The organism is Nocardiopsis sp. TRM 82005 (assembly GCF_056312425.1).
Genome location: NZ_JBWDTQ010000011.1, coordinates 1 through 25,432, shown reverse-complemented (window position 1 = coordinate 25,432; position 25,432 = coordinate 1). Strand labels below are relative to the sequence as shown.

The 25,432-nt window shown below is 70.9% G+C and carries 23 protein-coding genes; 9 read left to right on the top strand and 14 right to left on the bottom strand.

Annotated elements, in window-relative coordinates:
* Positions 1–24: 24 nt before the first annotated feature.
* Positions 25–1,245, bottom strand: a complete 1,221-nt coding sequence (locus AC0T5L_RS07715; protein ID WP_476164703.1) for a DUF418 domain-containing protein — start codon at positions 1,243–1,245, stop codon at positions 25–27.
* A 146-nt stretch (positions 1,246–1,391) separates the two neighbouring features.
* Between AC0T5L_RS07715 and AC0T5L_RS07710 the strand changes: the two genes are divergently transcribed.
* The 3 genes from AC0T5L_RS07710 (at position 1,392) to AC0T5L_RS07700 (ending at position 4,432) form a co-directional block, all read left to right on the top strand.
* Positions 1,392–2,612, top strand: a complete 1,221-nt coding sequence (locus tag AC0T5L_RS07710) for a sensor histidine kinase (RefSeq protein ID WP_476164702.1) — start codon at positions 1,392–1,394, stop codon at positions 2,610–2,612.
* Complete coding sequence (locus tag AC0T5L_RS07705; protein ID WP_476164987.1) at positions 2,609–3,253, top strand: response regulator; 645 nt, start codon at positions 2,609–2,611, stop codon at positions 3,251–3,253. The genes AC0T5L_RS07710 and AC0T5L_RS07705 overlap by 4 nt, the downstream gene beginning before the upstream one ends.
* 165 nt (positions 3,254–3,418) lie before the next feature.
* The gene (locus tag AC0T5L_RS07700; protein WP_476164701.1) at positions 3,419–4,432 is read left to right on the top strand and encodes a zinc-binding dehydrogenase; all 1,014 of its coding nucleotides are present in this window, start codon (positions 3,419–3,421) and stop codon (positions 4,430–4,432) included.
* 89 nt (positions 4,433–4,521) lie between these two features.
* Here the strand turns inward: AC0T5L_RS07700 and AC0T5L_RS07695 are convergent, their stop codons facing one another.
* Positions 4,522–6,066 (bottom strand): SDR family NAD(P)-dependent oxidoreductase, encoded by a 1,545-nt coding sequence (locus AC0T5L_RS07695; RefSeq protein WP_476164700.1) that lies wholly within the window; start codon positions 6,064–6,066, stop codon positions 4,522–4,524.
* Positions 6,067–6,302: 236 nt separating this feature from the next.
* Here AC0T5L_RS07695 and idi point away from each other — a divergent pair, with 236 nt between their 5' ends.
* The 6 genes from idi to AC0T5L_RS07665 all read left to right on the top strand — a co-directional run bounded on the left by idi (position 6,303) and on the right by AC0T5L_RS07665 (position 10,081).
* The gene (gene idi, locus AC0T5L_RS07690) at positions 6,303–6,869 is read left to right on the top strand and encodes an isopentenyl-diphosphate Delta-isomerase (protein WP_476164699.1); all 567 of its coding nucleotides are present in this window, start codon (positions 6,303–6,305) and stop codon (positions 6,867–6,869) included.
* 155 nt (positions 6,870–7,024) lie between these two features.
* A complete protein-coding gene (locus tag AC0T5L_RS07685) occupies positions 7,025–7,735 on the top strand; it encodes an HAD family hydrolase (RefSeq protein ID WP_476164698.1) in 711 nt (236 codons plus the stop codon).
* A 61-nt stretch (positions 7,736–7,796) separates the two neighbouring features.
* Entirely contained in the window at positions 7,797–8,375 is a 579-nt protein-coding gene (locus tag AC0T5L_RS07680) for a TetR/AcrR family transcriptional regulator (protein ID WP_476164697.1), read from the top strand.
* Positions 8,376–8,448: 73 nt separating this feature from the next.
* On the top strand, positions 8,449–9,039 hold the full coding sequence (locus AC0T5L_RS07675) for an MFS transporter (protein WP_476164696.1): 591 nt from the start codon (positions 8,449–8,451) through the stop codon (positions 9,037–9,039).
* Positions 9,021–9,323: a hypothetical protein gene (locus AC0T5L_RS07670; protein ID WP_476165004.1), complete on the top strand. Its 303-nt coding sequence runs from the start codon at positions 9,021–9,023 to the stop codon at positions 9,321–9,323. Before AC0T5L_RS07675 ends, AC0T5L_RS07670 begins: the two co-directional genes overlap by 19 nt.
* Entirely contained in the window at positions 9,320–10,081 is a 762-nt protein-coding gene (locus AC0T5L_RS07665; RefSeq protein WP_476164695.1) for an SDR family NAD(P)-dependent oxidoreductase, read from the top strand. Before AC0T5L_RS07670 ends, AC0T5L_RS07665 begins: the two co-directional genes overlap by 4 nt.
* 39 nt (positions 10,082–10,120) lie before the next feature.
* Here AC0T5L_RS07665 and AC0T5L_RS07660 read toward each other — a convergent pair whose 3' ends face one another.
* The 12 genes from AC0T5L_RS07660 to AC0T5L_RS07605 all read right to left on the bottom strand — a co-directional run bounded on the left by AC0T5L_RS07660 (position 10,121) and on the right by AC0T5L_RS07605 (position 24,588).
* A complete protein-coding gene (locus AC0T5L_RS07660) occupies positions 10,121–10,450 on the bottom strand; it encodes a DUF6221 family protein (protein ID WP_476164694.1) in 330 nt (109 codons plus the stop codon).
* A 123-nt stretch (positions 10,451–10,573) separates the two neighbouring features.
* A complete protein-coding gene (locus tag AC0T5L_RS07655; RefSeq protein ID WP_476164693.1) occupies positions 10,574–11,413 on the bottom strand; it encodes a glutamate ABC transporter substrate-binding protein in 840 nt (279 codons plus the stop codon).
* A gap of 100 nt (positions 11,414–11,513) precedes the next feature.
* Complete coding sequence (locus AC0T5L_RS07650; RefSeq protein ID WP_476164692.1) at positions 11,514–12,977, bottom strand: hypothetical protein; 1,464 nt, start codon at positions 12,975–12,977, stop codon at positions 11,514–11,516.
* Between the two features lie 9 nt (positions 12,978–12,986).
* Positions 12,987–13,703 carry an FHA domain-containing protein gene (locus AC0T5L_RS07645; RefSeq protein ID WP_476164691.1) on the bottom strand — a complete coding sequence of 239 codons (717 nt, stop codon included), beginning with the start codon at positions 13,701–13,703 and terminating at the stop codon, positions 12,987–12,989.
* A gap of 9 nt (positions 13,704–13,712) precedes the next feature.
* Positions 13,713–15,065, bottom strand: a complete 1,353-nt coding sequence (locus AC0T5L_RS07640) for a vWA domain-containing protein (protein WP_476164690.1) — start codon at positions 15,063–15,065, stop codon at positions 13,713–13,715.
* A complete protein-coding gene (locus AC0T5L_RS07635) occupies positions 15,049–16,353 on the bottom strand; it encodes a PP2C family protein-serine/threonine phosphatase (RefSeq protein ID WP_476164689.1) in 1,305 nt (434 codons plus the stop codon). The genes AC0T5L_RS07640 and AC0T5L_RS07635 overlap by 17 nt, the downstream gene beginning before the upstream one ends.
* A gap of 17 nt (positions 16,354–16,370) precedes the next feature.
* On the bottom strand, positions 16,371–18,743 hold the full coding sequence (locus AC0T5L_RS07630; RefSeq protein ID WP_476164688.1) for a serine/threonine-protein kinase: 2,373 nt from the start codon (positions 18,741–18,743) through the stop codon (positions 16,371–16,373).
* A complete protein-coding gene (locus tag AC0T5L_RS07625; RefSeq protein ID WP_476164687.1) occupies positions 18,740–20,002 on the bottom strand; it encodes a hypothetical protein in 1,263 nt (420 codons plus the stop codon). The genes AC0T5L_RS07630 and AC0T5L_RS07625 overlap by 4 nt, the downstream gene beginning before the upstream one ends.
* Positions 20,003–20,245: 243 nt before the next feature.
* Positions 20,246–20,809: an AAA family ATPase gene (locus AC0T5L_RS07620; RefSeq protein ID WP_476164686.1), complete on the bottom strand. Its 564-nt coding sequence runs from the start codon at positions 20,807–20,809 to the stop codon at positions 20,246–20,248.
* Positions 20,810–20,902: 93 nt separating this feature from the next.
* Positions 20,903–22,072 (bottom strand): macrolide family glycosyltransferase, encoded by a 1,170-nt coding sequence (locus AC0T5L_RS07615; protein ID WP_476164685.1) that lies wholly within the window; start codon positions 22,070–22,072, stop codon positions 20,903–20,905.
* Between the two features lie 256 nt (positions 22,073–22,328).
* A complete protein-coding gene (locus AC0T5L_RS07610) occupies positions 22,329–23,069 on the bottom strand; it encodes an HdeD family acid-resistance protein (protein WP_476164684.1) in 741 nt (246 codons plus the stop codon).
* A gap of 229 nt (positions 23,070–23,298) precedes the next feature.
* Positions 23,299–24,588 carry a citrate synthase gene (locus AC0T5L_RS07605; protein ID WP_476164683.1) on the bottom strand — a complete coding sequence of 430 codons (1,290 nt, stop codon included), beginning with the start codon at positions 24,586–24,588 and terminating at the stop codon, positions 23,299–23,301.
* Between the last annotated feature and the right edge of the window lie 844 nt (positions 24,589–25,432).

Genomic DNA, 25,432 nt, shown 5'->3' with positions numbered 1-25,432 from the left:
CCGCACGTGCGGCCAGGTCATGCTTCATGAACCGCCCCGGGCCCGGCGCCGGAGGCCGGCCGCCCCCTCAACACGCAGGGGCACGGGACGCAGGTAGGTCAGGAGCCGCCACACCCACTCCAGCGGACCGGTCCGGAAACGGACCGTCCACACACGGGCGAAGACGGCGGCCGTGACGAAGTAGGCGATGGCCAGGCCGTACTGGGCCAGCAGCGGGACGGTTCCCTCGAACGGGCCCATGACCGCCAGGAAGACCGCCGTACTGCCCAGGTACACCGTGAGGGTCATTCGGCCGAGCGGGGCCAGTACGCCCAGCACACGCGACGCGGTCCGGCCCCTGTCCACCAGCCACCACACCAGCCCCAGGTAGAACAGAGCACCGCCCAGGTTCATGAGGGTGTCTCCGAAGAACACGAGCACGGACTCCCCCGGGGAGTCCACCGGCACACCGTCGGGACCGAACTCTCTCGGGAGGAGCAGGCTGGAGAGGAGCATGGTGGCGATACCGATGACCTGGCCCGCCACACCGAGCCAGAGCATGCCCAGCGGCAGCCGGGAGGATCCGAACGCGCGCGCGTCGGAACCAGCACCGGGCGCGGACCCGGCGACGAGCTCGGGCCGGCGCGCCAGCCACACGCCCACGCAGAAGAAACCGAGGGTCTGCGCGCCGAGTTTCACCGTGTTCGCCCACTCGTGTCCGGGGAGGGTGAGGGAGAGCAGAAGGTCCGCCACCGGCGCCGCGACGAACAGCACGGCCGCCGCGGCCAGCGGCCGAAGGCGTGATCCGCCGAGCAGCAGCGGCATCAGCGGAGCCAGCACCAGCGCCGTGACCGAGTAGTGGGTGAGGATGTCCCCGTCGAACACCAGCAGGTGCGGTATCCCGAATAACAGCCCCAGAACGGCGTAGCGGCGCAGCATCACGACCATCGGCCGTCCACCGCGCCGGACGGCGGACCGCCAGGCGAGCACCGTCCCCGCGCCCAGCAGCAACATGAGCATCGTCCGGGCCTTGCCCGACAGGAGCAGGGTGAAGGCGGTGTCCGCGACGGAGGTCAGCGCGCCCCGGCCCCGCTCACCCGCCATCTCGGCGGAGTACACGACGGCGGGCGCGTTCATCATGACCACGCCGATCATCGCGAGCGCCCGCGCGACGTCGAGGAAGACCACACGGCGGGCCGGTGGCGGCTGCTCCGGAACGGCGCCGTTTCGCGCGGCCTCCGCCTCGGCCGTGTGTACTTCGCTCATGTGGTGTCTCCCTCTCGGCAACGGACACCCCAGCCTCACCTTCGGTCCCGTGGCCGCGCATCACCCGAACGGCCGAGCCATCGGATCGGCCGCCTCGTCCCTTCGGCCGAGGTCCGCCGTGCCAGCCACGGCCTAGCCTGAGTGCCATGGCGTTGAACAGGGTGCTCACACCGGTCGACGGCCGCCTGGGCCGGTTCGGCGACACGCTGCTTCGGCTCGTGCCGTGGGCTGTGGCGTGCGTGCTCGCGGTGGTGTGGACCTTCGACCTGGCCCACGTTCTCCGCCTTCCCCCCGAGCCGGGCTGGCCCGGTCCACCCCGCTCCCCCATGGACCACGCGCCGGTGGTCTCCGGCGGAGTGGTCGGCGTGCTCGCCATGGCCGCTCTGATACACCCGAAGGCGGGCCCGGCGCTGACCACGGCGGCCGGGGTGGCGGCCGCAGCCGTGGTCCTGGCGACGTCGGCGGTGCTGTGGCCGATGCCCACCGGAGACTTCGGCTACAGCTTCTCCCACACGGAGATACTGGCGCTGGTGGTGCTGCTCGTACTGGCCGGACTGCGCTGCCGCGTCTGGCAGATCGGCGCGGTCTCACTGTGCGCGTTCGCGGTCCTGCTCTCGGATTATCTGCGGGAGCCGTTCGCGTTCGACTTGGGCCTGGTCACCACGGCGCTGACCTTCATCGCCCTGGGGCTGTCCCCGGGGCTGTACCTGCGGTGGTGGAAGTTCCAGCAGCGCATCCACGTGGAGCGGGCCCGGTTCCAGGAACGGTTGGCGATCGCCCGCGACCTGCACGACGTCGTGGCGCACGAGGTGACCGGTATCGTCGTCCAGGCGCAGGCACTGCGGCACATCGCCGACCGCGATCCCGGCGCGGTGCGGACCGCGCTGCCCCAGATCGAGGCGTCGGGCGCACGTGCCCTGGAGTCCATGCGCGGGATGGTCACACGGCTCCGGGAGCCGGACGACGTGCCGCTGGCTCCGGATATCGCCGAGGGGCTGACCCGGTTGGGGACGCCCGCCTCCGACGGCCGACCGGAGGTGTCGGTGCGGTGCGAGGGCCCGGTGGGCGGTCTGCCTCCGACCGTGGGCAGTACGGTGCTGCGAATCGCCCAGGAGTCCGTCACCAACGCCCTGCGGCACGCCCGTGGCGCGACCCGTCTGGACGTGGTGGTGGAGGCTGGAACGGACGGTGTCCGGGTGAGGGCGTGCGACGACGGCTGGACCGCCGGACAGGGCGGCGGCGGTTTCGGCCTGACCGGGATGGCGGAGCGGGTGCGCCTGCTCGACGGGCGGTTCTCCGCCGGACCCCGCGGAAGGGGCCCCGGCTGGGAAGTGAGGGCGTGGCTGCCGCTGAGGGGGGACGGGTGACGATCCGGGTGCTGCTGGCGGACGACCAGCAGATGGTGCGGACCGGGTTCCGCTACATGTTGGCGGCCGAGGACGACGTCGAGGTGGTGGGAGAGGCCGGTGACGGCCTGGAGGCGGTCCGGATGGCGCTGGAGCTGCGCCCGGACGTGGTGCTCATGGACATCCGGATGCCGGGTGTGGACGGGCTGGAGGCCACCCGGCGGCTGGCCGGCCCGGGAGTGGCCGACCCGCTCCGGGTGGTCGTGGTGACCACGTTCGACCTCGACGAGTACGTGCACGCGGCGCTGACCGGAGGGGCCGTCGGATTCCTGTTGAAGGACGCGGGGCCGGCCCTGCTGCTGGAGGCGGTCCGGGCCGCCTCCAGGGGCGACGCCCTGGTCTCCCCGAAGATCACCGTCCGGCTGCTGCGGCACTTCGCGGCGGCGCCCCGGACCGCGTCGGACGGGGGCGGCCTGACCGCGCGGGAGCTGGACATCGTGCGGTCGACGGCGCGGGGACTGACCAACACCGAGGTGGCCGAGGAACTGTTCGTCACGGTGAGCACCGTGAAGACGCACCTGGCGAGCGTGCAGGCCAAGCTGGGTGCGCGCAACCGTGTGGAGGTGGCGGCATGGGCGTACCGGAACGGGCACGCCGTGTAGTCGATGGGCGTGGGCGGCCTGGGCTGCTCTCCGCCTTCCCGGGCGGCGGGGATCGGTTGTTCGACCTGAACCTGGCCCCGTCCCAGGTGTCGCCTTCATTCGTGTTCGTCTTCGTTCGATGATGCTCGGGAGGAAGTTCCGACAACAGCGGATGCGAGGATCTCCATGGCCACGATGCGTGCGGCCCGGCTCAACGTGAGGACCCGGACTCTGGAGCTCAGGGACGTCCCCAGGCCCGTTCCCGGCCGGGGCCAGGTCCTGGTGCGGGTGAAGGCGGCCGGGGTCTGCCTGTCCGACGTGCACCTGATCGACGGCACCCTGACACCGCTCTATCTGGAGGGCGACGAGGTCACTTTGGGGCACGAGGTGTCCGGTGTGGTGGAGGAGCTCGGTACCGACGTCGTGAACGCCGGGGTGGGCGAGCGTGTGGCGCTCCAAGCGGGGCAGACCGACCGCTCCGGGAAGGTGCTCACCCGGGGTGTGGACTACGACGGCGGGTGGGCCGAGTACGCGCTCGCCGACGAGGAGACCCTCGTGCCGATCCCCGACGACCTGCCCTTCGACCAGGCGGCGATCATCCCCGACGCCGTGTCCACACCGTGGGCGGCGGTCACGTCCACCGCCGACGTCGGGCCGGCCGAGGCCGTGGCCGTGTGGGGCGTGGGCGGCCTGGGCGCACACGCGGTGAAGCTGCTGCGCCTGGTGGGCGCGGCGCCGATCATCGCCGCCGACCCGGATCCGCGTGCCCGTGAGCGTGCACTCGCCTTCGGAGCCGACGCGGCTCTGGACTCGACCGCCTCGGACTTCCTGCCGAGGGTCGGAGAGTTGACCGGAGGGCAGGGGCTCAACGTCGCCTTCGACTTCGCCGGCGTCCCGGTCGTGCGCGAGCAGGCTCTCCGGCTGCTCGGCGAGCGCGGCCGCCTGGTGCTCGTCGGCCTGACCGACAAGCCGCTGGAGGTCAGGGACGGTACGCGCTTCAGCTACCTACAGCAGCAGATCCTCGGCCACTACGGTTCCGAGCCCGAGCACGTCGTCCAGCTGGTGGAACTGGTCAACGCGGGCCGTGTGGACTTCGCCAGCTCGATCAGCGGCACCCTCAGCCTGGAGGAGGCGCCGGCGGCGGTGGAGCGGTTGGAGGAGCGGACCGGCTCCCCCGTACGACTCGTGCTCGAACCCTGACCATCCGCGGGCCGCCGTCGTCCGAGGCACCGGATGCGGGGGGACGGCGGCCGCCCGGCGGCCGGGGCCTCCGGCCCGGCCCCTCCGGCCTACCAGTTGGCGGGGGCGTAGTCCTTCAGGAAGCACCCGTACAGGTCCTCCCCCAGCTCGCCCCGCACGATGGGGTCGTACACCCGCGCGGCCCCGTCCTCCAGGTCCAGCGGCGCGTGGAACCCGGCCTCGGCCAGCCGTTCCTTGTCCGGATGCGGCCGCTCGTCGGTGATCCACCCGGTGTCCACACTGGTCATCAGGATCCCGTCGGACTCCAGCGCCTCTCTGGCACTGGTGCGGGTGAGCATGTTCAGGGCGGCTTTGGCCATGTTCGTGTGCGGATGCCCCGGACCCTTGTAGCCGCGTCCGAACACCCCCTCCATCGCCGACACGTTCACGACGTAGGTACGGCGTGCCGGGGACGAGGCCAGAGCCGGGCGCAACCGGTCCACCAGCAGGAACGGCGCGCTCACGTTGCACAGCTGCACTTCCAGCATCTCGACGGGATCGACCTCGCCGACCCGCTGCGTCCAGCTGTTCACCGGCGCGAGGTCGGGGACCAGTCCGCCCGCGTCGATCGCCGCACCGGCGCGCACCTTGTCCATTGACGCCGAACCCGTGGTCAGCGCCAGCGACGTGAGCATCCGCGGGGTGAAGGCGTGTGGAGCCGGGGCGAGCCCGCCCGTGTCGGAACCCGCGTCAGGACCGGCTTCGACACCGGCTCCGCCGCCGGGCGAGACGTCCTCCAGGACACGCGGACGCACACCGCCCAGGACGAGCGGCTCCGGCAGCCCGTCATCCGTGAGCGGCTCGGCCTCGGCTTCGAGCAGCGGCCCGTACGATCCCGGGGCCCGGCGTACCGTCTGCGCGGCGTTGTTGATGAGGATGTCCAGCGGACCCTGCTCGGCCACCGAGTCGGCCAGTCGCACCACCTGGGTGGGGTCGCGCAGGTCGATACCCACCACTCTCAGCCGGTGCAGCCACTCGGCGCTGTCCGGCATCGCGGCGAACCGGCGCACGGCGTCGTTGGGGAACCGCGTGGTGATGGTGGTGTGCGCACCGTCCCGCAGCAGCCGGAGGGCGATGTACATGCCGATCTTCGCGCGGCCGCCGGTGAGCAGGGCCCGACGGCCGGTCAGGTCGGTGCGTGCGTACCTGCGCTCCCTGTTGAAGACCGCGCACGCCGGGCACAGCTGGTGGTAGAAGGAGTCGACCTCCCGGTACTTCTGCTTGCAGACGTAACAGGGCCTGGCCTTGTGCAGTACGCCGGCGAGAGCGCCGCTGCTCCCGCTGGTGAGGGCGCGGCCGCTGGTCTCGTCGTCGATCCGGTCGGGGGCCGCGGTGGCGGTGGCCGCGAACACGGCGCCGTCGTGGGCCTTCTGCCTGGCCTGGCGCTCCTTGCGGCGCTGCTCCTTGACCGTCTTGAACAGCCCGGCGGTGGCCCGCTGCAAGACCACCGAGTCCGGGTGGTCGCTGGGCAGCTCGCCCGCGCGGGAGAGCACGTCCAGGCACACGGCCAGCTGGTCGGGGGCGATGCCCTCCACCGGCTCCACCCGTGTCCGCGCCGGGGCTCCCGGCTGTGTCTCCAGGTCCGTGTCCGTCATCGTGTCCGTCACCCGCTCCGCCGCCACACAGCTGTCACACCGCCGCCGCCACCGTTGTCGCGGCCGCCGTCCCTCGCCGTTCCCGACGAACGGCGCGCTCCCGACTCGGGGCCATCAGGAACCTTATGTGCACCCGGACACCGCATGGGGCACAAACAGGTGCAGGTGACAGGTGACCATAGAGAACAAGCAGACGACATGTGGGGCGTTCGAATCCCACAGGCAGGGGGAGATCCGTGATCCAGCCGACGGCCGCCGCGACGGGCACCGGTCCCGAACGCGAACTCGTGGTACTGCTCGACGAGGAGTACCAGCGTGTGGGCGTCGCCGACAAGGCCGCGGTACACACCGAGAACACCCCCCTACACCTGGCGTTCTCCTGCTACGTCCTGGACGCTGACGGGCGGGTCCTGATCACCCGCCGGGCTCTCGGCAAGACCACCTGGCCGGGGGTGTGGACGAACAGCTGCTGCGGCCATCCCGCCCCCGACGAGGGCATCGAGGAGGCCGTGCGCCGTCGGGTCGCGCAGGAACTGGGGATGGACGTCACCGGGGTACGGCCCGCGCTGCCCGACTTCCGGTATCGGGCGGTGTCGGCCGAGGGAATCGTGGAGAACGAGTTCTGCCCGGTGTTCTGGGCCCGGGCGGAGGGCGGGCCGGGCCCGGAGCCGAACCCGGACCCGTCGGAGGTCGCCGAGTACGCGTGGGCGGAGTGGCCGGACCTGGTGGCGATCGCCGAACGGACCCCCTGGTTGCTGAGTCCGTGGGCGGTCGAGCAGGTTCCCCGCCTGAACGCCTCCTGACCACGGCGCCGCACGAGCGGCCGTGGCCGGGACACCGGCGAACCGGAGGCGGAACCGGGGCTGGTCGAGGGCAGGGCGAGGGGGCGAGGGCTGAGGGCCGCGTGCCCGGGTAGGAACCGGGTGGGTCTCCCCCTCGTCCCCTTGGAGCCAAGCCCATGCCCGAACGCCCCGTCGGACGGCCGGCCCGCCCGACCGCTCTCGTCCTCGACGTTCTCGACACCCTCTTCCCGCTGGCGCCCCTGGAGTGGCGGTTCCGGGAGGCCGGCGTCCCCCGGGTTCTCATGGCCCGGTGGTCGGACCACCTACTGCGCGACTCGTTCGCCCTGACACTGACGCACGGCGACGGCCCCTCCCCCGTCGAGCGCTCCTTCGAGGACGTGTTCCGGAGCGCGCTGAGGGACGTCACGGGCCACCAGATCGCACCGTCGGCCGAGGACGCCATCATCGAGGGCACGGCCGAGCTCGATCCCCGCCCCGAGGCGGCCGCCGCCCTGGCCGCCGCACGCGAGGCCGGACTGAGGGTGGTCACCCTGAGCAACCACGATGGCGTTCTCCCCCGGAAGCTGCTGGAGCGCGCCGGTCTGCTGGATCTGGTGGAGGACGTACTGGCCGTACGCCCCGCAAGAAGATGGAAACCGATGCCCGGCGCCTACCACGCCGCCGCGCAGTCCCTGGACCTCTCCCCGGAGCGGTTGGCCCTGGTCACCGCGCACGGTTGGGATGTCGCCGGGGCGAGGACCGCCCGGATGGCGACCGGATGGTCCGCTCACCTGGAGGGACGCTTCCCGTCAGCCTTCGCCCCACCGGACGTCTCCGGCCGGGACCTCGCCGAGACGGTGGACAAGCTTCTCGAACTGCCCCGGTGATCTCCGCGTATCGCAACCCCGTTCTTGACCAATCGTTCTAGATAGGGTTAGAATTTCCAGCATGTCAAGGACCAAGGAGTTCGACCCGGACACCGTCCTGGACCGCGCCGTGGACCTCTTCTGGCGCAAGGGCTACGAGGCCACGTCCATGAACGACCTCGTGGAGCACCTCGGGATCAGCCGGGCCAGCCTGTACTCCACCTTCGGGGGAAAGCACGAGCTGTACGTCAAGGCCTACGACCGCTATCTGAGGAACGGCGTCGACTTCGTGGACCTGCTGTCCCAGCCCGGGCCCGCCCTGCCCGCGGTACGGGCACTGGTGGAGCGTTACGCGGAGGAAGCGGCCAACGACACCGACCGGCGCGGCTGCCTGGTGGTGAACACCGCCGTGGAGATGGCACCGCACGACACGGTGCTCGCCCGCCGGATCGAGGCCAACTGGAACCTGATCGAGACCGCCCTGACCTCGACGCTCATCCGGGCACGCGCCCAGGGCGAGCTGGCCGAGGAGCGCGATCCCCGTGCGCTGGCGCGCCTCCTGCTCGTCCTCCTCCAGGGCATGCGCGTCGTCGGGAAGAGCTCCAACGACCCCACCCGGCTGCGCGACACCGCCGAACAGGCCCTGTCAGCCCTTCTCTGAGTAGGCCCGAGCTCTGGGGCTCGGGCTTTTTCATGCCCATATTGTAGAACGATCGATCTTAAAAAGAGGGGCAATGACGGTCGTCGGCACCGCTACCACCCGCCCCGGTCTGGCCTTCGCCCTGCTCGGCTGCGTCCAGATGGCCCTGATCGCGGGTATCACCGTGACCTCGGTCGCCCTGCCCGCGATCCGATCCGAACTCGACTCGTCCTCTGCCGGCCTGGCCCTGGTCCGCTCCATCGTGGCCGACCCCGCCCGCCGGATGCGCGCCCTCTCCCTGTGGGGCGGCCTCTCCGGGGTCGGCGCCACCCTTGGCACACTGCTCTCGGGTGTGTTCACGCACTGGGGGGCGTGGCGCTGGGCCCTCGCCGTACTGGTCGTCGTCGCCGTCGTCGCACTGGTCGCCGTTCCCCGCCTGGTGACCGATGAGGGACCCACCGGTCACGGCTGCCTGGACCTGCTGGGCGCCGCGCTGGCCACGCTCGGGTTGTCCGCCCTCAGTCTCGGGCTCGTCCAGGGCTCCGTACCGGTGTCCGCGTCGGGCGCCGTGCTGCTGGCCGTGTTCGCCGTGTACGGAGTCCTCGCAGCCGGGCTCGCCCTGGCCGCCGCCGGCCCCTCGCGCTGCTCGCGCGGCTGGACTGGGCGGTGGTCGCGGGCCTGCTGACCATGCCCGTCGGTAGCGGTCTGGCCTTTTCCTCGGCGACCGTTCTGGCGCTCCGCGACACCCCCGAGGACCAGGCCGGGCTGGCCGGAGGAGCGACCAACACCGCCATGGAGGTCGGTCCGACCGCTGGTTTCGCCGCCCTGGTCGCCCTGGCCGCCGCGTCATCCGGGGGCTACGGCACCGCGCTCGGCGTCGCCGCGGCGGTCTTCGCCCTCGCGTCCCTGACCACCATCACCCTGTTCCGGCGCCAGTCTCGCCACACCGCAAGAAGGAGAAAAGCATGAACTCACGTTTCCATGGACGCGTCGCCCTCGTCGTGGGCGGCAGCAAGGGGATCGGCCAGGCGACCGCGCGGGCGTTCGCGCGGGAGGGCGCCACCGTGGTCGTCACGGGAACCGACGAGGCGGCCCTGAAGGAGACGGTGTCCCTGATCGGGGGAGAGGGCGGCAGCGCGGACCACGTCACCGCCGACGTCACCCGTGAGGAGGACGTCCGGCGCATGGTCGACGTCACGGTGGAACGCCACGGCGGTCTGCACGTGGCCCACAACAACGCCGGTGTCCTCGGAAGCCCCGCACCGCTGGCCGACCTGGACCCGCGGACCTGGCGCCGGGTGATGGACGTCAATCTCACGGGCCTGTTCCTCGCCATGAGGTACGAGATCCGCCACATGCGCGACAGCGGCGGCGGCGCGATCGTCAACACCTCGTCCAACATCGGCCCGCACGTCCGCATGCCCGGGCTCGCGGCGTACGGGACGTCCAAGGCTGCCCTGAGCTCCCTGACCCGGACCGCGGCCCTGGACCACATCGGCGACGGTGTCCGTGTCAACGCGGTCAGCCCCGGAGCGGTGGACGCCCCGATGTCCCTCCAGCCGGGGGAGACCGATGAGGAGCGCACCGCCCGGCTCGCTCCGACGATCCCCCTCCGCCGGATCGCCGCCCTGGAGGAGGTCGTCGGAGCGGTGCTGTGGCTGGCCTCGGACGAGGCGGGCGCGACGGTCGGGCACGACCTGGTGGTCGACGGCGGGATCAGCGCCTAGAGCACCCCGGGGACGTGGAAGGCGTGGAGCAGAGGGGCCCTACGCCTCCCACGAGCTGTCGTAGTCGGGATGGGCCCGGTAGACCGCTGCCAGGTACTTCACCGCCAGCCGCCAGGCCAGCAGCTCCGACCACGTGTCACCGCCGTCGGCGAATCGTCGGGAGCCGGGGCGGGAGTGGGTGTCGGGGGCCAGGGCCGGTTCGAGACTGCGCATACTCGCGCGGTGGGCTTCGGCGTATCCGCGGACGATCTTGCGCTTGGCCGCGACCTCCGCCAGCGCCCGGTCCCGGCCTCGCGTTCCCGCGGGAACGGCCTTCGACGCGCGTTCGTCCTCGTCCAGACGCGCGTTCAGGAACTCGACGATGGTCAACGGACAGCTCCTATCTTGTCCCCCCGTTGCTCTGCACAGGGCTCAGTATCTGCCATACGTCCTGCTCAGACCACACCCGAAGCAGCCTGGAGGGCACACTAGCGGTCCCGGCCGCGTCCCCCCTCACTTGCAGCCCTCGAACTGGGGCACGCTCGTCACCACCCGGAGATCGGTCTCGCCGAACCAGTTCTCCAGAAGCTTCTCGGCGGTGTCGTCCTGGTACATCTCGCTGACGGCCTTGTTGACGGCCTCGCAGGCGCGCACGTCGCCGTACGGCAGGCCGACGCCGTACTTCTCGTCGGTGAAGGGGTTGTTGACGAGGCGGAAGGCGGAGGGGTCCTCGGCGAAGAACCCGGCCAGGATGAGGTTGTCGGTGGAGACGGCGTCCACGTTGCCCTCGCGGAGGGAGTCGATGCAGGCACTGTAACTGGGCGCGTCCATCTGCTGGACGTCGATACCGAGGCCCTCGGTGATGCGTACGGCGGAGTTGGAACCCTCTCCCTGGCAGACGCTGAACCCCTCCAGGTCGCGGACGCCCCTGATGTCGGTGTCCTCAGCGCGTACGAGTACGTCCTGCTTGGCCACGTAGTAGGGGCCGCCGAAGGTGACCTGGGTCTTGCGTGCGGGAGTGATGGAGTAGGTGGCCACGACCATGTCCACCTCACCGTTGACCAGCTTCTCCTCGCGCTCGGCGGAGGTGATGCCGGTGAACTCCACGTCCTCGGCGGACACGCCGAGTTTGTCAGCGATGTAGAGGGCCACGTCCACGTCGAAGCCCGTGATGTTGCCGTTGCCGTCGTCCAGTCCCAGTCCGGGTTGGTCGGCCTTGACTCCGATGGTCAGCGAGGTCGCGTCGGCCAGCGACTCCTCCTCGCCCAGCACCGCCGAGCAGGCGGGCAGTCCGGACACCGCCGCGGCGGCCAGGGCGGCCGCGGCGGCGGTGCGACGGTGGCGAAACCTCATCGGCCTGTTCCTTGTCTCTCAGGGGCTCTCGGGATCTTCGGTGCTCTTCGTGTCCCTGGCGGCTTCCAGCGTCCCTCGGGGACTTCCGCCGGCTTCGAACTCAGCGGTACTCGGCCAGCCGGGGGCGGACCCCGAGCACGACGAGGGCGAGCAGCAGGAGTGAGCCGGCGGGCAGCAGCCACGCCCAGGGGGAGAGCACCGCTTCACCGCGTTCGATGCCCTCGTAGAACGCGCCCTCGTGCAGGTCGATCAGCTCCCCCAACGCGGTCTCGTAGGCCTGGAAGGCGCCGTCCTCGGAGTGCGCGACCCCCATGCGGGTGTCGATGGCCCCGGCCAGGTCGCCGTTCTCCGCGGCCGAGCGCAGTGCCCGGTCCTCGTTCTGGAGAGCGCTGTAGGACTCCAGCACCTCGGCGAGCGCGTCCTCCTGGCCTGGCAGCAGCGCTTCCTGTGCGCTCTGTCCCAGGTAACCGAGCGTGCCCGGGTCGTCGGGGTCGGTCCCGTCCTCGCCGGGCAGCGCCGGGTAGGCGGCGGCCACCCCGTCGGCGGCCTCGTAATAGGCCTCCAGGTTGTTGGCGGGACGAAACAGCACCTGCTGCGCCCGTTCCAGATACACCTGCTGGTAGTTGTCGGCCATGGCCGGGTCGACCAGGTACCGGCTCTCGTCCGCCTGCATGTCGGTGGCGATCGCCCCGGCCCGGGACAGTGCCATGGCCGCGTCCAGGCCCTCCTCCTTGGCGTCGTGCTGGTGGCCGCCACTGGTGAACAGGGCGAGGACCACTCCGGCGGTGAGCAGGACCGTGCCCGCCGTCGCCGCCATCAGCGGAGCGTTGACCCGTCTGCGGAACCGCACGCGCAGGTACAGCTGGAGGCCGAGCAGCGCGGCGACCGACACCGCACCGACCGCGCCCACCCCGAGCAGGCCGGTCCCGACGGACTCCTGCCGCTGCTCGTGGTTGGCGCGCACGATCGCCGACGAGTCCAGCCCCAGGTTGAACGCCTTGGGCAGCAGCTCCGTGTGCATCAGCCGTGTGGCCCGGCGATACGACTCCAGGGCGGTTCCGTCCACCCGCCCTGGCGGGGCCTGCGCCTCGTCGTTGAGCAGCCGCGCCTCGGCGGCCAGCTGCTCGTAGGCACCCATCCCGTCCAGGACCGCCCGGATGTTCTCCTCCTCCACGGTGTCGCCCTCGGTCAGCGATGCCGCCTGTAGCAGGGCCTCGCTGGCCTGCGCCCGACTCCTCTCGTACCGTTCCAGGGCGTCCTCGCGGCCCGATCCGAGGTCGTGGTCGGTCCCCATGAGCAGCACATCGGCCATGAGGGCGTCCATGTCGGCGAGCGCCAGGTACAGCTCGGTGGTCGTCATGGCCTGTGGCCCGGCGTCGTCCCCGAGCACGCTGAGACCGTCGCGGGCCTGGTTGAGGGTGAAGGTCGCGGAGCCGAACAGCCCGGCGATCGCCACCACGCACACCGAGGTCAGCAGCCACACCCGAGCCGGAGTGGTGCCCAGCCAGCGTCGGGCACCGGCGCCCCGGCCGCGCGCGCCGGTCCGCTCCTCGTTGGGGGGCATCAACGGGGGTCACCCCCTCTGGAGGATGATGACGGTCCATGCACCGACGTAGATCCGGTCGCTGTCATTCAGGGGAACCTCCACGTTGGGAGCGATGGGGTTGGCAGTCCCGTTGACCGTGGTGCCGTTGGTCGACCCCGGGTCAAGGAGCGCCCAGGTGTCGCCGGGCTTGGCGATCAGGACCGCGTGGATGTGGGATATCGCGGGGTCGCCGTTGGATCCGCCCAGGTCGATCTCCGGGGTGAAACCGCGGGAGGCGCTGCGACGCCCGATGTGCACCCGGTCGCCCGTGAGCGTCACCCGGCGCTGCACGTTGCCCGCGGGGAAGGAGATCTGGGCGGGGTCGAGCATGCCCTGGTCGACCATGTACTGGTAGTACGCGGGGTCGGCGGCCACGATCGCACGCCAGTGCGCCCCGGCCGGGGCGCCTCCCGGCCCGGAGTGCCCGCGCTGGTGGCCGCCGGACTGTGAGGCGAAGTCGTACCCGCACTCCTCGCAGAACCGGCCCGTCCGGGAGGTGCCGCACTCGGGGCAGGGTCCTCCCCTGGGCGCGCTCGTCGGGCGGCGCGGCGCGGGGGGCCGCGCCGGGGACAGGGGCGGTGTCGGCGGGGTCGGGTGGCGGTGCGCCGGGGGCGGCGCCGCCGGGGAGTAGGCATGGAGGCGCAGTCCGCAGACGTCGCAGAAGTCGGTCGCCGTGGAGCGGTGCCCGGAAGGGCAACTCGGCATGGGTCCCTCCTACCCGGATACGGGGGCACCGCCGGTGTCCGGCCCGCTCTGCCTGGGTCGGGTCCGTACGGTCCGGGTCGAGTTGGTGTCCAAGGTCATCTCGTCGACCTTGTCGACGCTGGGCTTGAGCCGGACGGTTCCGGTGACGGGGTCGGCCACGTCGACGACCCTGTCGAGGAGCTTCGCGGTCTCCTCGTTGCCCGACTCATGGGCGAGTGCGACGGCGCGGCCGAGCCGCGTGGTGGCGATGTCGTCGTCGCCGTCGCGACGGGCCGCGAGCCCGTCCTGGATGGCCTGCGCCAGTTCGGCCTGGCCGGTGTAGTGGGCCACGCGGGGGTTGATCTCCGTGACCCTGGCCTCGTCCGAGGTCCATTCCGCGAGGATGTTGCCCGAAGCGAGGAGCCGCTCCTGGTCCCCGTCGGTGCCGGGGATCACCAGGCGCACCCATCCGGCGCGCAGCTGGCGGCCGGGATCGCCCGGCGGCACCCCGACGCACACGTGGTAGTCACGGCTCTCGGTGCCCCAGGAACCGGTGGGGTAGTCGTCTGCCTGGGGCGTGCGTTCCACCGCGCGCCCGGTGAGGTCCCGCACCGTGGGAGCGACCTGTTTGACGTAGCGCACCACTGAGTTCTGGGGCGTCCACAGGCGCAGCGCGACGTCGGCGACGGCCTTGCCCATGGACGCCTGGGTTATCGCCCGGAAGTCGGCGGCCATGTCCGCGGGGTCCGCGATGATGCCGGGGCCGCCGCCGAGCAGGGCGGCGTCGATCCGGCGCAGCTCGTCGACCTTCCAGTCGGTGCCCACGCCCCGGCAGTCGCACACGAACTCGCCGGCGACCCGGGTCAGCGCCCGTTCGAAGTCCGCGTCGATCTCGTTGTTCTGTCCGTCGGTGAGCAGGATGGCGTGTTTGACACCGACGCCGACGGTGGCGAACAGCTCAGCCGCCCGGGTCAGCCAGGTGCCCATGCGGGTGCCGCCGTCAGCACGCAGGCGGCCGATTGCCGCCAGGGCCTCGGTGCGCGTGCGGGCGTCGATCCGCGCCATCCCCGCCCCGGCCTCGGGGTAGAGCACGTGGGCCTTGCTGTGTCCGGTGACCACCGCGAAGTGGACACCGTCGCGCAGGGCCCCGACGGCCGCCCGGGCCGCCTGCTTGGCGGCGTTGAGCTTCTCCCCGTACATCGACCCGGAGGTGTCGACGATGATGACCTCGGCCGCTTGCGCCGACGACCCCGCCGGTACGGAGCCGTCGGAGGTGATGCTGACGACCGCGTGCACCTCGTGCCCACCGATCGGCAGGAACCTGTTCTGATCGATCTCGATCCGGAACCCGGGCTCGGCGGTGCGGTCAGTCGTGTCCGGCACGGGGACCCCCTGAGGGCACGGGAATGACGACGACGGTGATGTTGTCCTTGCCTCCCGCCTGGAGGGCGAGACTGACGTAGGCGCGGGCGGCGTCGTGGGGGCTGACGCCCGCCCCGGGGACGGCGTCGGTCAGGGCCTGTGCCTCGGGGTAGTAGTTCCACAGGCCGTCGCTGCACAGAACGACGGCGCCGGGACCGGTCGGGGTGACGGTGGAGATGTGCGCGTCGATCTCGCCGGAGTCAGCGCCCATCCACGCGATGAGGGCGTGGGCGTTGGCCGAACGCATCGCCTCCTCGCGTGAGAGGGCGCCCATCTGCACCATCGCCTCGCTCCATGAGTCGTCCTTGGTCAGGAGAGCGGACGCGCTGGCGGTGGGGCCCCCGGAGAGCCAGTAGGCGCGGCTGTCGCCGACCCAGCCGACGGTGACCGCGCCCGTGTCGGGGTCGACCACCGCGGACACGAAGGTGCAGGCGGGCGCGGAGCTGGGCGAGTCGGCGATACCGGCGACCGCCTCGGCCGCCCTGGTCATCGCCGCCCCGGTGGCCTCGCGGGGGTCGACACCCTTGCGCACCTGCTCCGCCAGGACGGACGCGCCGGTATCGGCGGTGACCCGGGAGGCCTCGTCCGAGCGCGGTGAGCTGGAGACCCCGTCGCAGACCACCGCGCAGATCGTGCCGGGCGCGCGAGAGGCGTCGGCCTCGATTACGCGGATCGCCATGGCGTCCTCGTTGCGCTTGTGCCGCAGTCCCCGGTCACTGACGCCGACGGCGCCGCGCGTACGCACCTCGACGTGGTCGCGACCGGTGGGTTGGCGGAAGCCGCACGTCTCGCAGTAGCCGCCGCTGACCCGGCCGGGACACCACGCGCACAGGTCGGGGTCGGCGGGCCGTCCCGGGTCGCCGCCGGTGGCGGGCGGCGGCCGGTCGCCCAGCGATCGCCCACCGCCCTGGGAGGGTGTGGTCGCGGAGTCGCCACGGGCGGACCGGGACGCCTCCTCCGTGGGTCCTCCGGTACTCCGTTCGGCCTTCAGACTCACCTGTGGCGCGGTGGGGGCACCCTCGCTCGGTACCAGTCCTGGGCGTGTTCCGCCGTCGGAACCGTCCCCGTCGGAGGCGCCGGGCGGCACGGCACCGGACATGCTCACCTGCGGGGTCGTGGGCACCGAGTCGGGGTGCTCCCCGGACGCGGTCATGACGTCCTCGGGCAGGGGGCGACCGCACCCCTCGCAGAAGACGTCTCCCGCAGCCACCCTGTCCGAACAAGCAGGACAGATCCGCACCTTGGTCATCGCCGTTCCCTCGATCCTCACAGCAGTGTCACGGGGCGTAGGGAGTTGGCCCTGTCGATGAGTTCATAGCGTTCGGAGCGCGCGGTGGCGCGCTGGGCCAGAGCGCGGTAGCGACGCTCCAGGTTGGTTCGTACGCCCTCTTCGGTGAGTGGGCCGTCGAGCAGCCTCTCCCCGTTCGGGACCCTGCCTCCCATGCGGAGCCAGCCCAGGGCCGACTCCAGGACCCGGGCGGCCAGGCGGTCGGCGGACTCGCCGTCCAGGCCGACCCGCTCCAGGCGCCGTCCCGCCTGCACGAAGTCGGCGGCATCCGCGCCCCGGTGCTGGGCCGCGAGCACCGCGATCAGCGCGGTCTGCGCGTGGACGTGGAGGCTGGACAGCTCCGGGACCGTGTCCAGGACGGCGATGGCCTCGGCCCGGTTTCCCTGGACCAGGCGGATGCGGGCCAGGCCGAACGCGGCGCTGACGAAGGAGTGGTCGGTGTTCCAGACCGTCTGGAACTGTCGGGCGGCGGTCCCGTGTTCGCCGATCCGCTCGCAGGCCAGGGCCAGGCCCAGCTTGGGCGCGGACTCCCCGGGCAGGTGGTCGTACAGTTCGTCGAAGTGGCCGCGGGCCTCGCGGAACTGGCTGGTGCTCAGTTCGGCCACCGCCAGGTACCACATGGTGCGCCAGTCACCGGGGACCGCTTCGCTGAACTGCTGGAGGGTGTCCATGGCCTCTCCGTGGCGGCCGACGGTGATGAGCGCTCGGACCAGCATCAACAGGGTCTCGGGAGTGGGCGCGGGCATGGAGCGCAGCGCGGGGACGAGCTCCTCGGGTGGGAGCGTCTGGAAGCCGCGCAGGTGCTGGGCGGCCGGGTCGGCCTGGTCGATGAGGGGCACGGGCAGCAGCGCGGCCGCCTCGGTGGGCGGGGGCGGGGCGAGCATGCGGTCGGCGTTGTGCGCGCCGAGATCGGGGCCGTTGACGGAGTTCTCGCCGCCGAAGAGGGCGGAGGCGGCCGGGTACGGAACACCCTCCGTGTCGGAGAGGACCTCACGCAGCACGCCCGTGAGCTGGTCGGCCATGTCGTCGGCGTCGTGGAAGCGCAGTTCGGGCTCGCTGTGGGTGGAGCGGCGCAGCAGCCGGTCGAAGGACTCGTGGCGCTGGAGCAGCGGCACCGTCTCACGCGGTGGGATGCTGTGCGGGTACTCGCGCATGAAGCTGAAGCGGAAGCTGAGCACGGCCAGGGCACGGCCCACCGAGTACAGGTCGGCGCTGACGGTGGGTCCGGGATCGCGCAGTTCGTCCTCGGGAACCCGGTAGCCGGGGGTGGTGTAGACGGGGCTGACGGTGTCGTCCATGCGCCGCACACCGCCGAGGTCGATGAGTTTGATCTGCTCCTCGCTCTGGATGACGTTGTCGGGCTTGAAGTCGCAGTAGAGCAGGTTCTTGGCGTGCAGATGGCCCAGGGCGCGTAGGACCTCCAGGCCGTAGGCGATGACCTGGCCCAGGGGCAGGACCGCTTCGGGGTCGTCCTCGCGGCATTCGATGAGCAGCTCGCGCAGGGACTTGCCGCCCACGTACTCCATGACGATGTGGCCGCCGGGGATGCCGGTACGCGGGTCGGGGTGCTGGGAGAAGTTGATGATCTTGACGATGTTGGGGTGCTCGACCTCGGAGAGGAACGCGCGTTCGGCGGCGGCCGCTTTGTGCGCCTCTGCGTCACCGGCGTTGAGCAGGCCCTTGAGAACCACCCAGCGGTCGTTGACGTTGCGGTCACGGGCCAGATAGATCCAGCCGAGACCGCCGTGGGCCAGGCAGCCGAGCACCTCGTACTGTCCACCGACCATGTCATTGGCGGAGAGTTTGGGGGTGAAGGAGAACTGGGTCCCGCACTTGCGGCAGAAACCCTCGGTGCGGCCTGGCTGGTCGTCCCGGGTACGGCCCACCCTCTCACCGCAGTTGCCGCAGAAACGGTTCTTCTCCGAGACGACGGGGTTCTCCATGACGGCCTCGGCGGGGTCCCGGTAGGGGACCAGGGGCACCTGGACCATGCCCATGCCGAGCATGCCGCGCGAGGAGCGGCGGCTGGCGGATCCCATGCCCGCGCTGCTGGCACCGATGCCCGTGGGGCCGGAGATACTGCCGGGACCGGAGCGGCCGGAGAGCCTGGCGTTGCCTGAGACGGGATGGGAGTGCACCGGGTCGCCGCTGAAGGGGTCTCGCGCCGAGGGATCGGAGGGAAGCCACTGGCCGAGTGCCTCGTCCCGGACCCCGGGAGGGCTCGGCGGCGCGGCTGCGGACGGAGGGGGCGGGGCCTGCGGGAGCCCAGCACCCACGGGGGCCCGTCCGCACACACCACAGAAACCGTCCTCGATCAGGCCGTGGCAGCCGGAGTCCGTGCACTTGGTCATCTGCTCACACCACCCTCGCTCTCGTCATCTGACGCGCCCGCTCCCGGTGTGGTTCTACTCACATGGGTGTCGGTTTTACTGAGGCCCTGGAGCGTGCGTTGGTATGAGGCCAGTGCCACCGTGGCCGCGCGCAGGTCGCAGGGGGCGGTCCACAGCTCCCAGTGCGCCGTGCGGTGGAGTTCGGTCAGCCGCTCTTCCTCGGCGAGTCCGAGCCGGACCGCGCGGGCCCGGTAGGCGTCCAGGCGGCCGCGGAGCTCGGCACGGCGCTCCAGGAGCCCGGTGAGGCTGGCCTCGCGTTCGCGGGCGTCGTCGGCGGCATCGTGGACGGCTCGCTGTAGTTCGCCGAGGTGTACGCCGAGTTCGCGCCACCGGCTCCGGGCACGCAGGGCGTCCATGTCCGCGATACCGGCACGCAGCACGGGGACGTGGTCGGGAACGTCGACAGCCGGGGGCGAGGAGATCTTGGTGACCACCTGCTCGCGGAGCCGGCGGGCGCGGGTCAGGACCTCACCGACGTCGTCGATGGCGGAACTGAGCCGCTCGATGCTCTCGGTGTAGGAGTCGCGCATGCGCAGGGCGTCGCGGAGCTCGCCGCGCACGCGTTCCAGCCGCAGGCGCAGCCGTTCGGTGGAGGAGGTGTCCACGCGCCCGTCCTCGACGAGCGAGAGGGGGTCGCGCCGCACGGTGGCGCCCACCGCTGCCAGGTCGGCACGCAGGGACTCGTGTTCGTTCTCGCCGAGTCCGATCAGGTCGGAGAGGGTACAGATCTCCTGCCACATCGTGTCGAGCTCGGCCAGGCGCGGGTGGAGGGCGTCCCAGGCCGTCTCCACGGCAGAGATGACCTCGGTGGCCTCCTCGTAGTCGGCGGACATGCGGGCGACGGCGTCGGCGAGGGTGACGGAGTCTCCGTCGGTGTGGAGCAGCCCGCGCTCGTGCAACGGGACCCCTCCGGCGGGCAGCGGCACGGAAGCATCGTTGAGCAGGGAGGCCAGGGCGGCTTTGCCGTCGGGGCCCTCGCCTCCGGAGAGGCGGAGATCGCGTGCCTGGTCGACGATGCGGCGGAAGACGTCGTAGACCGCCCACAGGTCGTGGACGTGCCTGCTGGCGTACTCCCAGCGCCGCCGGGTGCGTCCGACGAGGTCGGCGCACCGGAGCAGCTGGTGACCGACGTGGTCGTCCAGGTCCGCGAGGTTGAGGGCGATCCGGTCGGCCTCGCCTCGCACACGGTTGAGCGCGTGGTCGATGCCCTCCCAGCTCATGGGAGGCATGCTCGCCCCGGACGCGCTGGCCACCTGCCGAGTTCCTCCCAGCATCCCGATCCCGCACCCGCCTCGGGTGTGGATGTTCAATGTCCCTTTACACAGACACGAGTCTGGCGTCGGCACGCGGGAACCACAAGGGAGAGTCCGGTTTACGGCCGCGAACGGCCACATATGCCCTGTTTGTGAAACAAAGGCACCTTGAGGCGACAGAGGTTTTCTCCCATCACAGGGACCACAACCTCACCTGTCCCTGTCGGCGCTCGCGGAGGGTCGGGGCGTATGGGCCAGGACGAAGCGGACCCGTTCGGCGACCGGAACGCGCGGCAGTTCCACCAGCTCGTAGCCGCACGCCGTGTAGGCCCCGACCATCGCCCTGTGGGTGCGCTCGGCTTCCTCCGGGGACTGGTGGCGCTCAGTGTCACCGGTGAAGATCTCCGGCCACGGCGGTGCGACGAACACCCTGCGGTGGTACCGGAACCGGCGGGCCGCCTCGGTGACGTGCTCCGGAACCGGCAGGCCGCGCAGAAGGAAGTAGCCGACCAGGTCGGGCACGCCCCGGTCGCAGAAGACCGGACCGGGCAGGTCGGCGGCATCGCGGTGCGAGCGCATCTCCCACGAGAGCATGAGTTCGGCGAACAGGTCGTCGTCGCACCAGGCCAGGCCGCGACCGCCGACCTCCCTCTGGTCGCGGATGACCGCCCGTCCGGCCTCGGTGGTGCGCGCGTACCCGAGCGAGGCCAGGTGGTCGAGCAGGGTGGTCTTGCCCGACCCCGGACCTCCGGTGACGGCGACGAGGTGATCCATGGTCCCTCCGCTGGATGCCGGGGGCGTTCGGGAAGGGGCCGGTGCGCCGTGTCCGGGGACGCGGCGCACCGGGAGCGCGGCGCGGGGCTCCGGCTAGCCGGGCAGCTCCGCCTCGATCAGGTCGGCCGCGTAGGAGGTACCGCTGGCCTGGAGCCGGGCGCTGATGTCGGCCAGCCTCCGGGCGACCTCGGGGTCGGAGGTCAGTTCCAGCAGCGCCGAGCGCAACCGGTCCGCTGTGGCGTCCTCGGTGTCGATCCGCCTGGCGACGCCGATCCCCTCCAGCCGGTCGGCGTTGTCGAACTGGTCGACGGCCTGGGGGACGGCGATCATCGGGACCCCGCTGTACAGGCCCTCGCTGGAGCCCCCCATGCCGGCATGGGTGACGAAGGCGTCGGCCTGGCGCAGGATGGCCAGCTGCGGCACCCACGTGTAGACCTCGACGTTGTCCGGGACCTCCCCCAGCTCGGCGGGGTCCACGTACTTGCCGACCTGGAGCACCACGTGCCAGCCGGGCAGGCCGCCGAAGGCCTCCAGGCAGGCGCGGTAGAACCCCGGCTGGTTGGTGAAGGCCGATCCCAGCGACACCAGCAGGACGTTCTCGGCTTCCGCCGGACGGGTCCACTCCCCCTGGTCGGCCCGCTCCCCGAGGCAGGGTCCGACGAAGGTGACCGTGTCGGCCACGGTGTCGGCGAACGGCTGCATCTCGCGCGGGATCATCGCCAGCGTCCGGTCCGGGCGCGCGAGGAAGGAGGTGTGGTCCAGGCCGGTGACACCGTTGTCGGCCAGCCAGGCGTCGCACTTGGCGTAGTGCTCCTTCGCGCCGGGCAGGGCGTAGAGCTCCTTCATGACGGTGTCGCCGTAGTCCGCCCAGGCCACATAGGTGGGTGAGAGCTGGACGGACGGCACGTCCCACTCGATGCCGAGGATCCGGCAGGCGAACCCCGAGATGTCGTACAGGAACAGGTCGGGGCGGTCGTTCTCGTAGGCCGCGCGCAGGGCGGGCAGCTGGTTGATCGCCTCGTCCAGGAAGATGTCCATCCCCTTGACCGGGTCGTCCGGCCAGGTCTCGTCGCCGGTGGGCAGGACGGTGGCGTACGGGACGAGTTCGGCGCCGGTGCCGGTGATCATGTCGGCCAGCAGGGGGTCGTTGGCGTAGGTGACGCGGTGGCCCCGGTCCACCAGCTCACGGATGATCTCCAAGCCGGGCAGGACGTGGCTCACGGTGGGGGTGCCGACCATGGCGATGTGGGCGCGACGGTTCATCGCTGTTTCTCCAGAATCTCAGTGTCTACGGGCAGGGCCTTCGAGCACCCGGCCCTGCTGGGGGCGGGTGCGCGGCTCGCGTCGGGGAGGGCTGCCTTCAGCCGTAGATCTGGAGGTGCATGCGGGCCATGGTACCCACGCGATCGGCGGCGCGCAGGTGCTTTTTCCGGAGGTTCCGGCGCCTCACGGTCCGACGGGGAGAGGGCCCGTGTGGTCGTCCCCGGCGGCCGGGAGGACCGCCGGGGCACGCTCCTCGTCAGCGGGGCCCGTCCGGACGGCCCTCGTCGCCGTCCGGTGCCCGGTGCCTGCCGCCCGGGCGGTCGTCGCGGTCCTCGCGGTCGTCGGGGAGGTCTCCGTGGGGCCCGGAGGGCTCTTCGTCCACCGGCTCCTCGGAGCCGCGGAGGCCGCCGGGGGCTCCCGCCTCCTCCGGGTCCAGGAAGACTTCGGCGACGCTGCGGAGGCGGAACCCGGCCACGGCCATCACCGCACCGAAGATGACGGCGTACATCGCGATCACGAACATGATGGCCTGCGCGCCCTCCAGGGGCCAGAACCACAGCAGCAGGCCGAAGACGACCGAGAGGGCGCCGACGAAGATCAGCAGCCACTCGGAGCTGATGTGCGCTCGCAGGCGGATGGCGGTGATGATCTCGGCGACACCGGTGACCACTGCCCAGACACCGATGACGAACACCAGGGCGATGATCGCCGCGAGCGGCCAGAGCAACGCGATCAGGCCCATGACGATGCTGAGGCCCGCCTGCACGGCGAGCGGGACGCGAACGTCCGGTGACGCGCGGTAGGCCGTGTATCCCAGAGCGGCGCCGTCAGCCAGAGCGTAGACACCGAAGACGACCGCCAGGACCACCAGGGTCTTCTCCGGCCAGACCAGCGCGACCAGGCCGAAGATGACGGCGGCGACTCCCCGGAGGACCACCAGCCACCAGTGCCGGCTCAGTTCGTCGAGCAGGTCGCCGGACAATGCGTACCGGACCATCATCGTCTCCCTCCACGGCCCCTGCCGGACCCGTGTCCTGTCCGTTCCCCGACGTCGTACCCCGAGGACAGCCGACCTCAGCATGCGGGGAGGACGGGGCCGCCCGCCGGTGTCCTGGTACGGGTGGTACCCGCCGTGTCCCGCGTGCAACAGCAGAAAGCGGAGACGGCACGAGAGCGCCCGCCCCGTCGGTGACGCGGGCGGGCGCTCTCGGTGTTCCCCGGGAGGCTTACTCCTGGCCGGGGAGCCGGCGCTCGGGGGAACCGATGTAGTGCTGGCGCGGACGCGCGATCCGGAAGGCCGGGTCGTGCAGCTGCTCGCGGTAGTGGGCGACCCAGCCGGGCAGGCGGCCGATGGCGAACAACGCGGTGAACATGTTGTTCGGGAAGCCCATGGTGCGGTAGATGACGCCGGTGTAGAAATCGACGTTCGGGTAGAGCTTGCGCTCAGTGAAGTAGGGGTCGTCGAGCGCCGCGGCCTCAAGCTTGAGAGCGAGCGCGAACAGCTCGTCGGGGTTGTCGTCACGATCGAGGATCTGGCTGGCCAGAACCTTGATCTCCTTGCTGCGCGGGTCGAAGTTCTTGTAGACCCGGTGGCCGAAGCCCATGAGGCGCACTTCGCGGGCCTTGACCCGCTCCAGGAAGTCCTCGATGGAGATGCCCGAGTCGCGGATCTGCTCCAGCATCTCCAGCACGGCCTGGTTGGCGCCGCCGTGGGACGGACCGGAGAGCGCGTTGAGGCCCGAGGCGACGCTGGCGTAGATGTCGGCCTTGGCGGAACCGACGACGCGCACCGTGGCGGTGGAGCAGTTCAGCTCGTGGTCGGCGTGCAGGACCAGCAGCATGCCGACGGCCTTGTTGAACAGGTCGCCGAGCTCGCTGTTGGCGTGGGTGTCGCCGAAGGTCATCCGGATGAAGTTGTCGACGTAGTCGAGCGAGCTGTCCGGGTTGATCGGCTTCTCGCCGATGGAGTTGCGGTAGATGCGCGCCGCGATCGTCGGCAGCTTGGCCAACAGCCGGATCGTGGCGAGCTCGACCTGGTCCTCGTCACCGGGGTCGACGCTGTCGTCGTAGTAGGCGGCGAGGGTGTTCACGGCGCTGGCCATCAGTGCCATGGGGTGGCCGTTGCGGGGCATCGCGTCGATGAGCGCGCCCATGTCGGCCGGGATGTCGGCGTTCTCGCGCAGCTTGTCGGAGAACTCCTTGAGCTGGCCCGACTCGGGCAGCTCGCCGTAGATCACCAGGTAGGCGACCTCCAGGAAGGTCGCGCCCACGGCGAGGTCCTCGATCGGATACCCGCGGTAGCGCAGGATCCCGGCGGCCCCGTCGATGTAGGTGATCTTCGAGCTGCACGAAGCGGTGTTGCTGAACCCCGGGTCCAGGGTCGTCATGCCAGTCGACCCCAGCAGGGTCTTCAGCTCGATGGTGCGCTCACCCTCGGTACCGGTGAACACCGGCAGCTTCAGCACGCCGCCCTCGTAGTGGAGCTCCACCGTGCGCTCTTTGTCGTCTTCGCTCATGCCCGAGGTCAACCTTTCCAGGCGGGGGATACGTGAGGTGCGTCAGACGCGGGGCGATCCGCCGCCACGTTCCTGCTTCACTCGTTATTGTTCTGTTTTGTTAAACGACAGTTAAGCAAAAGCATATAAGTTTCACCGATTCACGAACAGGTGACATGCAACACATACCCACACGTGAGCGGAATTACCGCAGGGTGAAGATTTACAAACTTTGCCAGTTGTCGATTAATCCGTGATCGCCCTGAGACGTGGTGAGCGGCGGCCGGGGCCTCCCGACACCGCGTCGCCTCCTGTACCGGTCCCCTGAGCAGTCCACCGCCCACCCGCACCCGCCCCTTCCCGGCCGTCCTTCACAGAAGTGGACAGAGCCGAACGAAGCTCGGTGCGGCCGCGTGGCCGAACGCGCCCTAGTGGCCTCTTCTCAGAGTACCTTCGCCCTGATCACGGGGGTTGACACGGGGTACCCGACAACCGGTGATATTGACCTCTGCCTGGACTTCGGGAGCCCCGCGGATCCTTCGGACCCACCGGACCGGGCCTGTCATGGCAACGGGCTGTGCACGGGGCACGGGAGTTCACACATGCCACCGGGGAACACACCCGGTGCCCCTTCCACCATCCAATTCACACGGGTGCGGAATCCGCGCGCGACAGCGGGTTATCGGTATTCACCCGGGGTAAACAAGGCGGGTGCGCTTTACCGAAAAGGCGGCGGGGCCCGACACCGGCACCCGCCAAAGCGGCGCGGAGGACGTCACGCGCCCACGTCGACTCCTCCGGCGAGTAGGGGTTCCATGAACAGCTCCGGATGGTCGCGCTCGATCACCCGCAGACGCCACTTGTT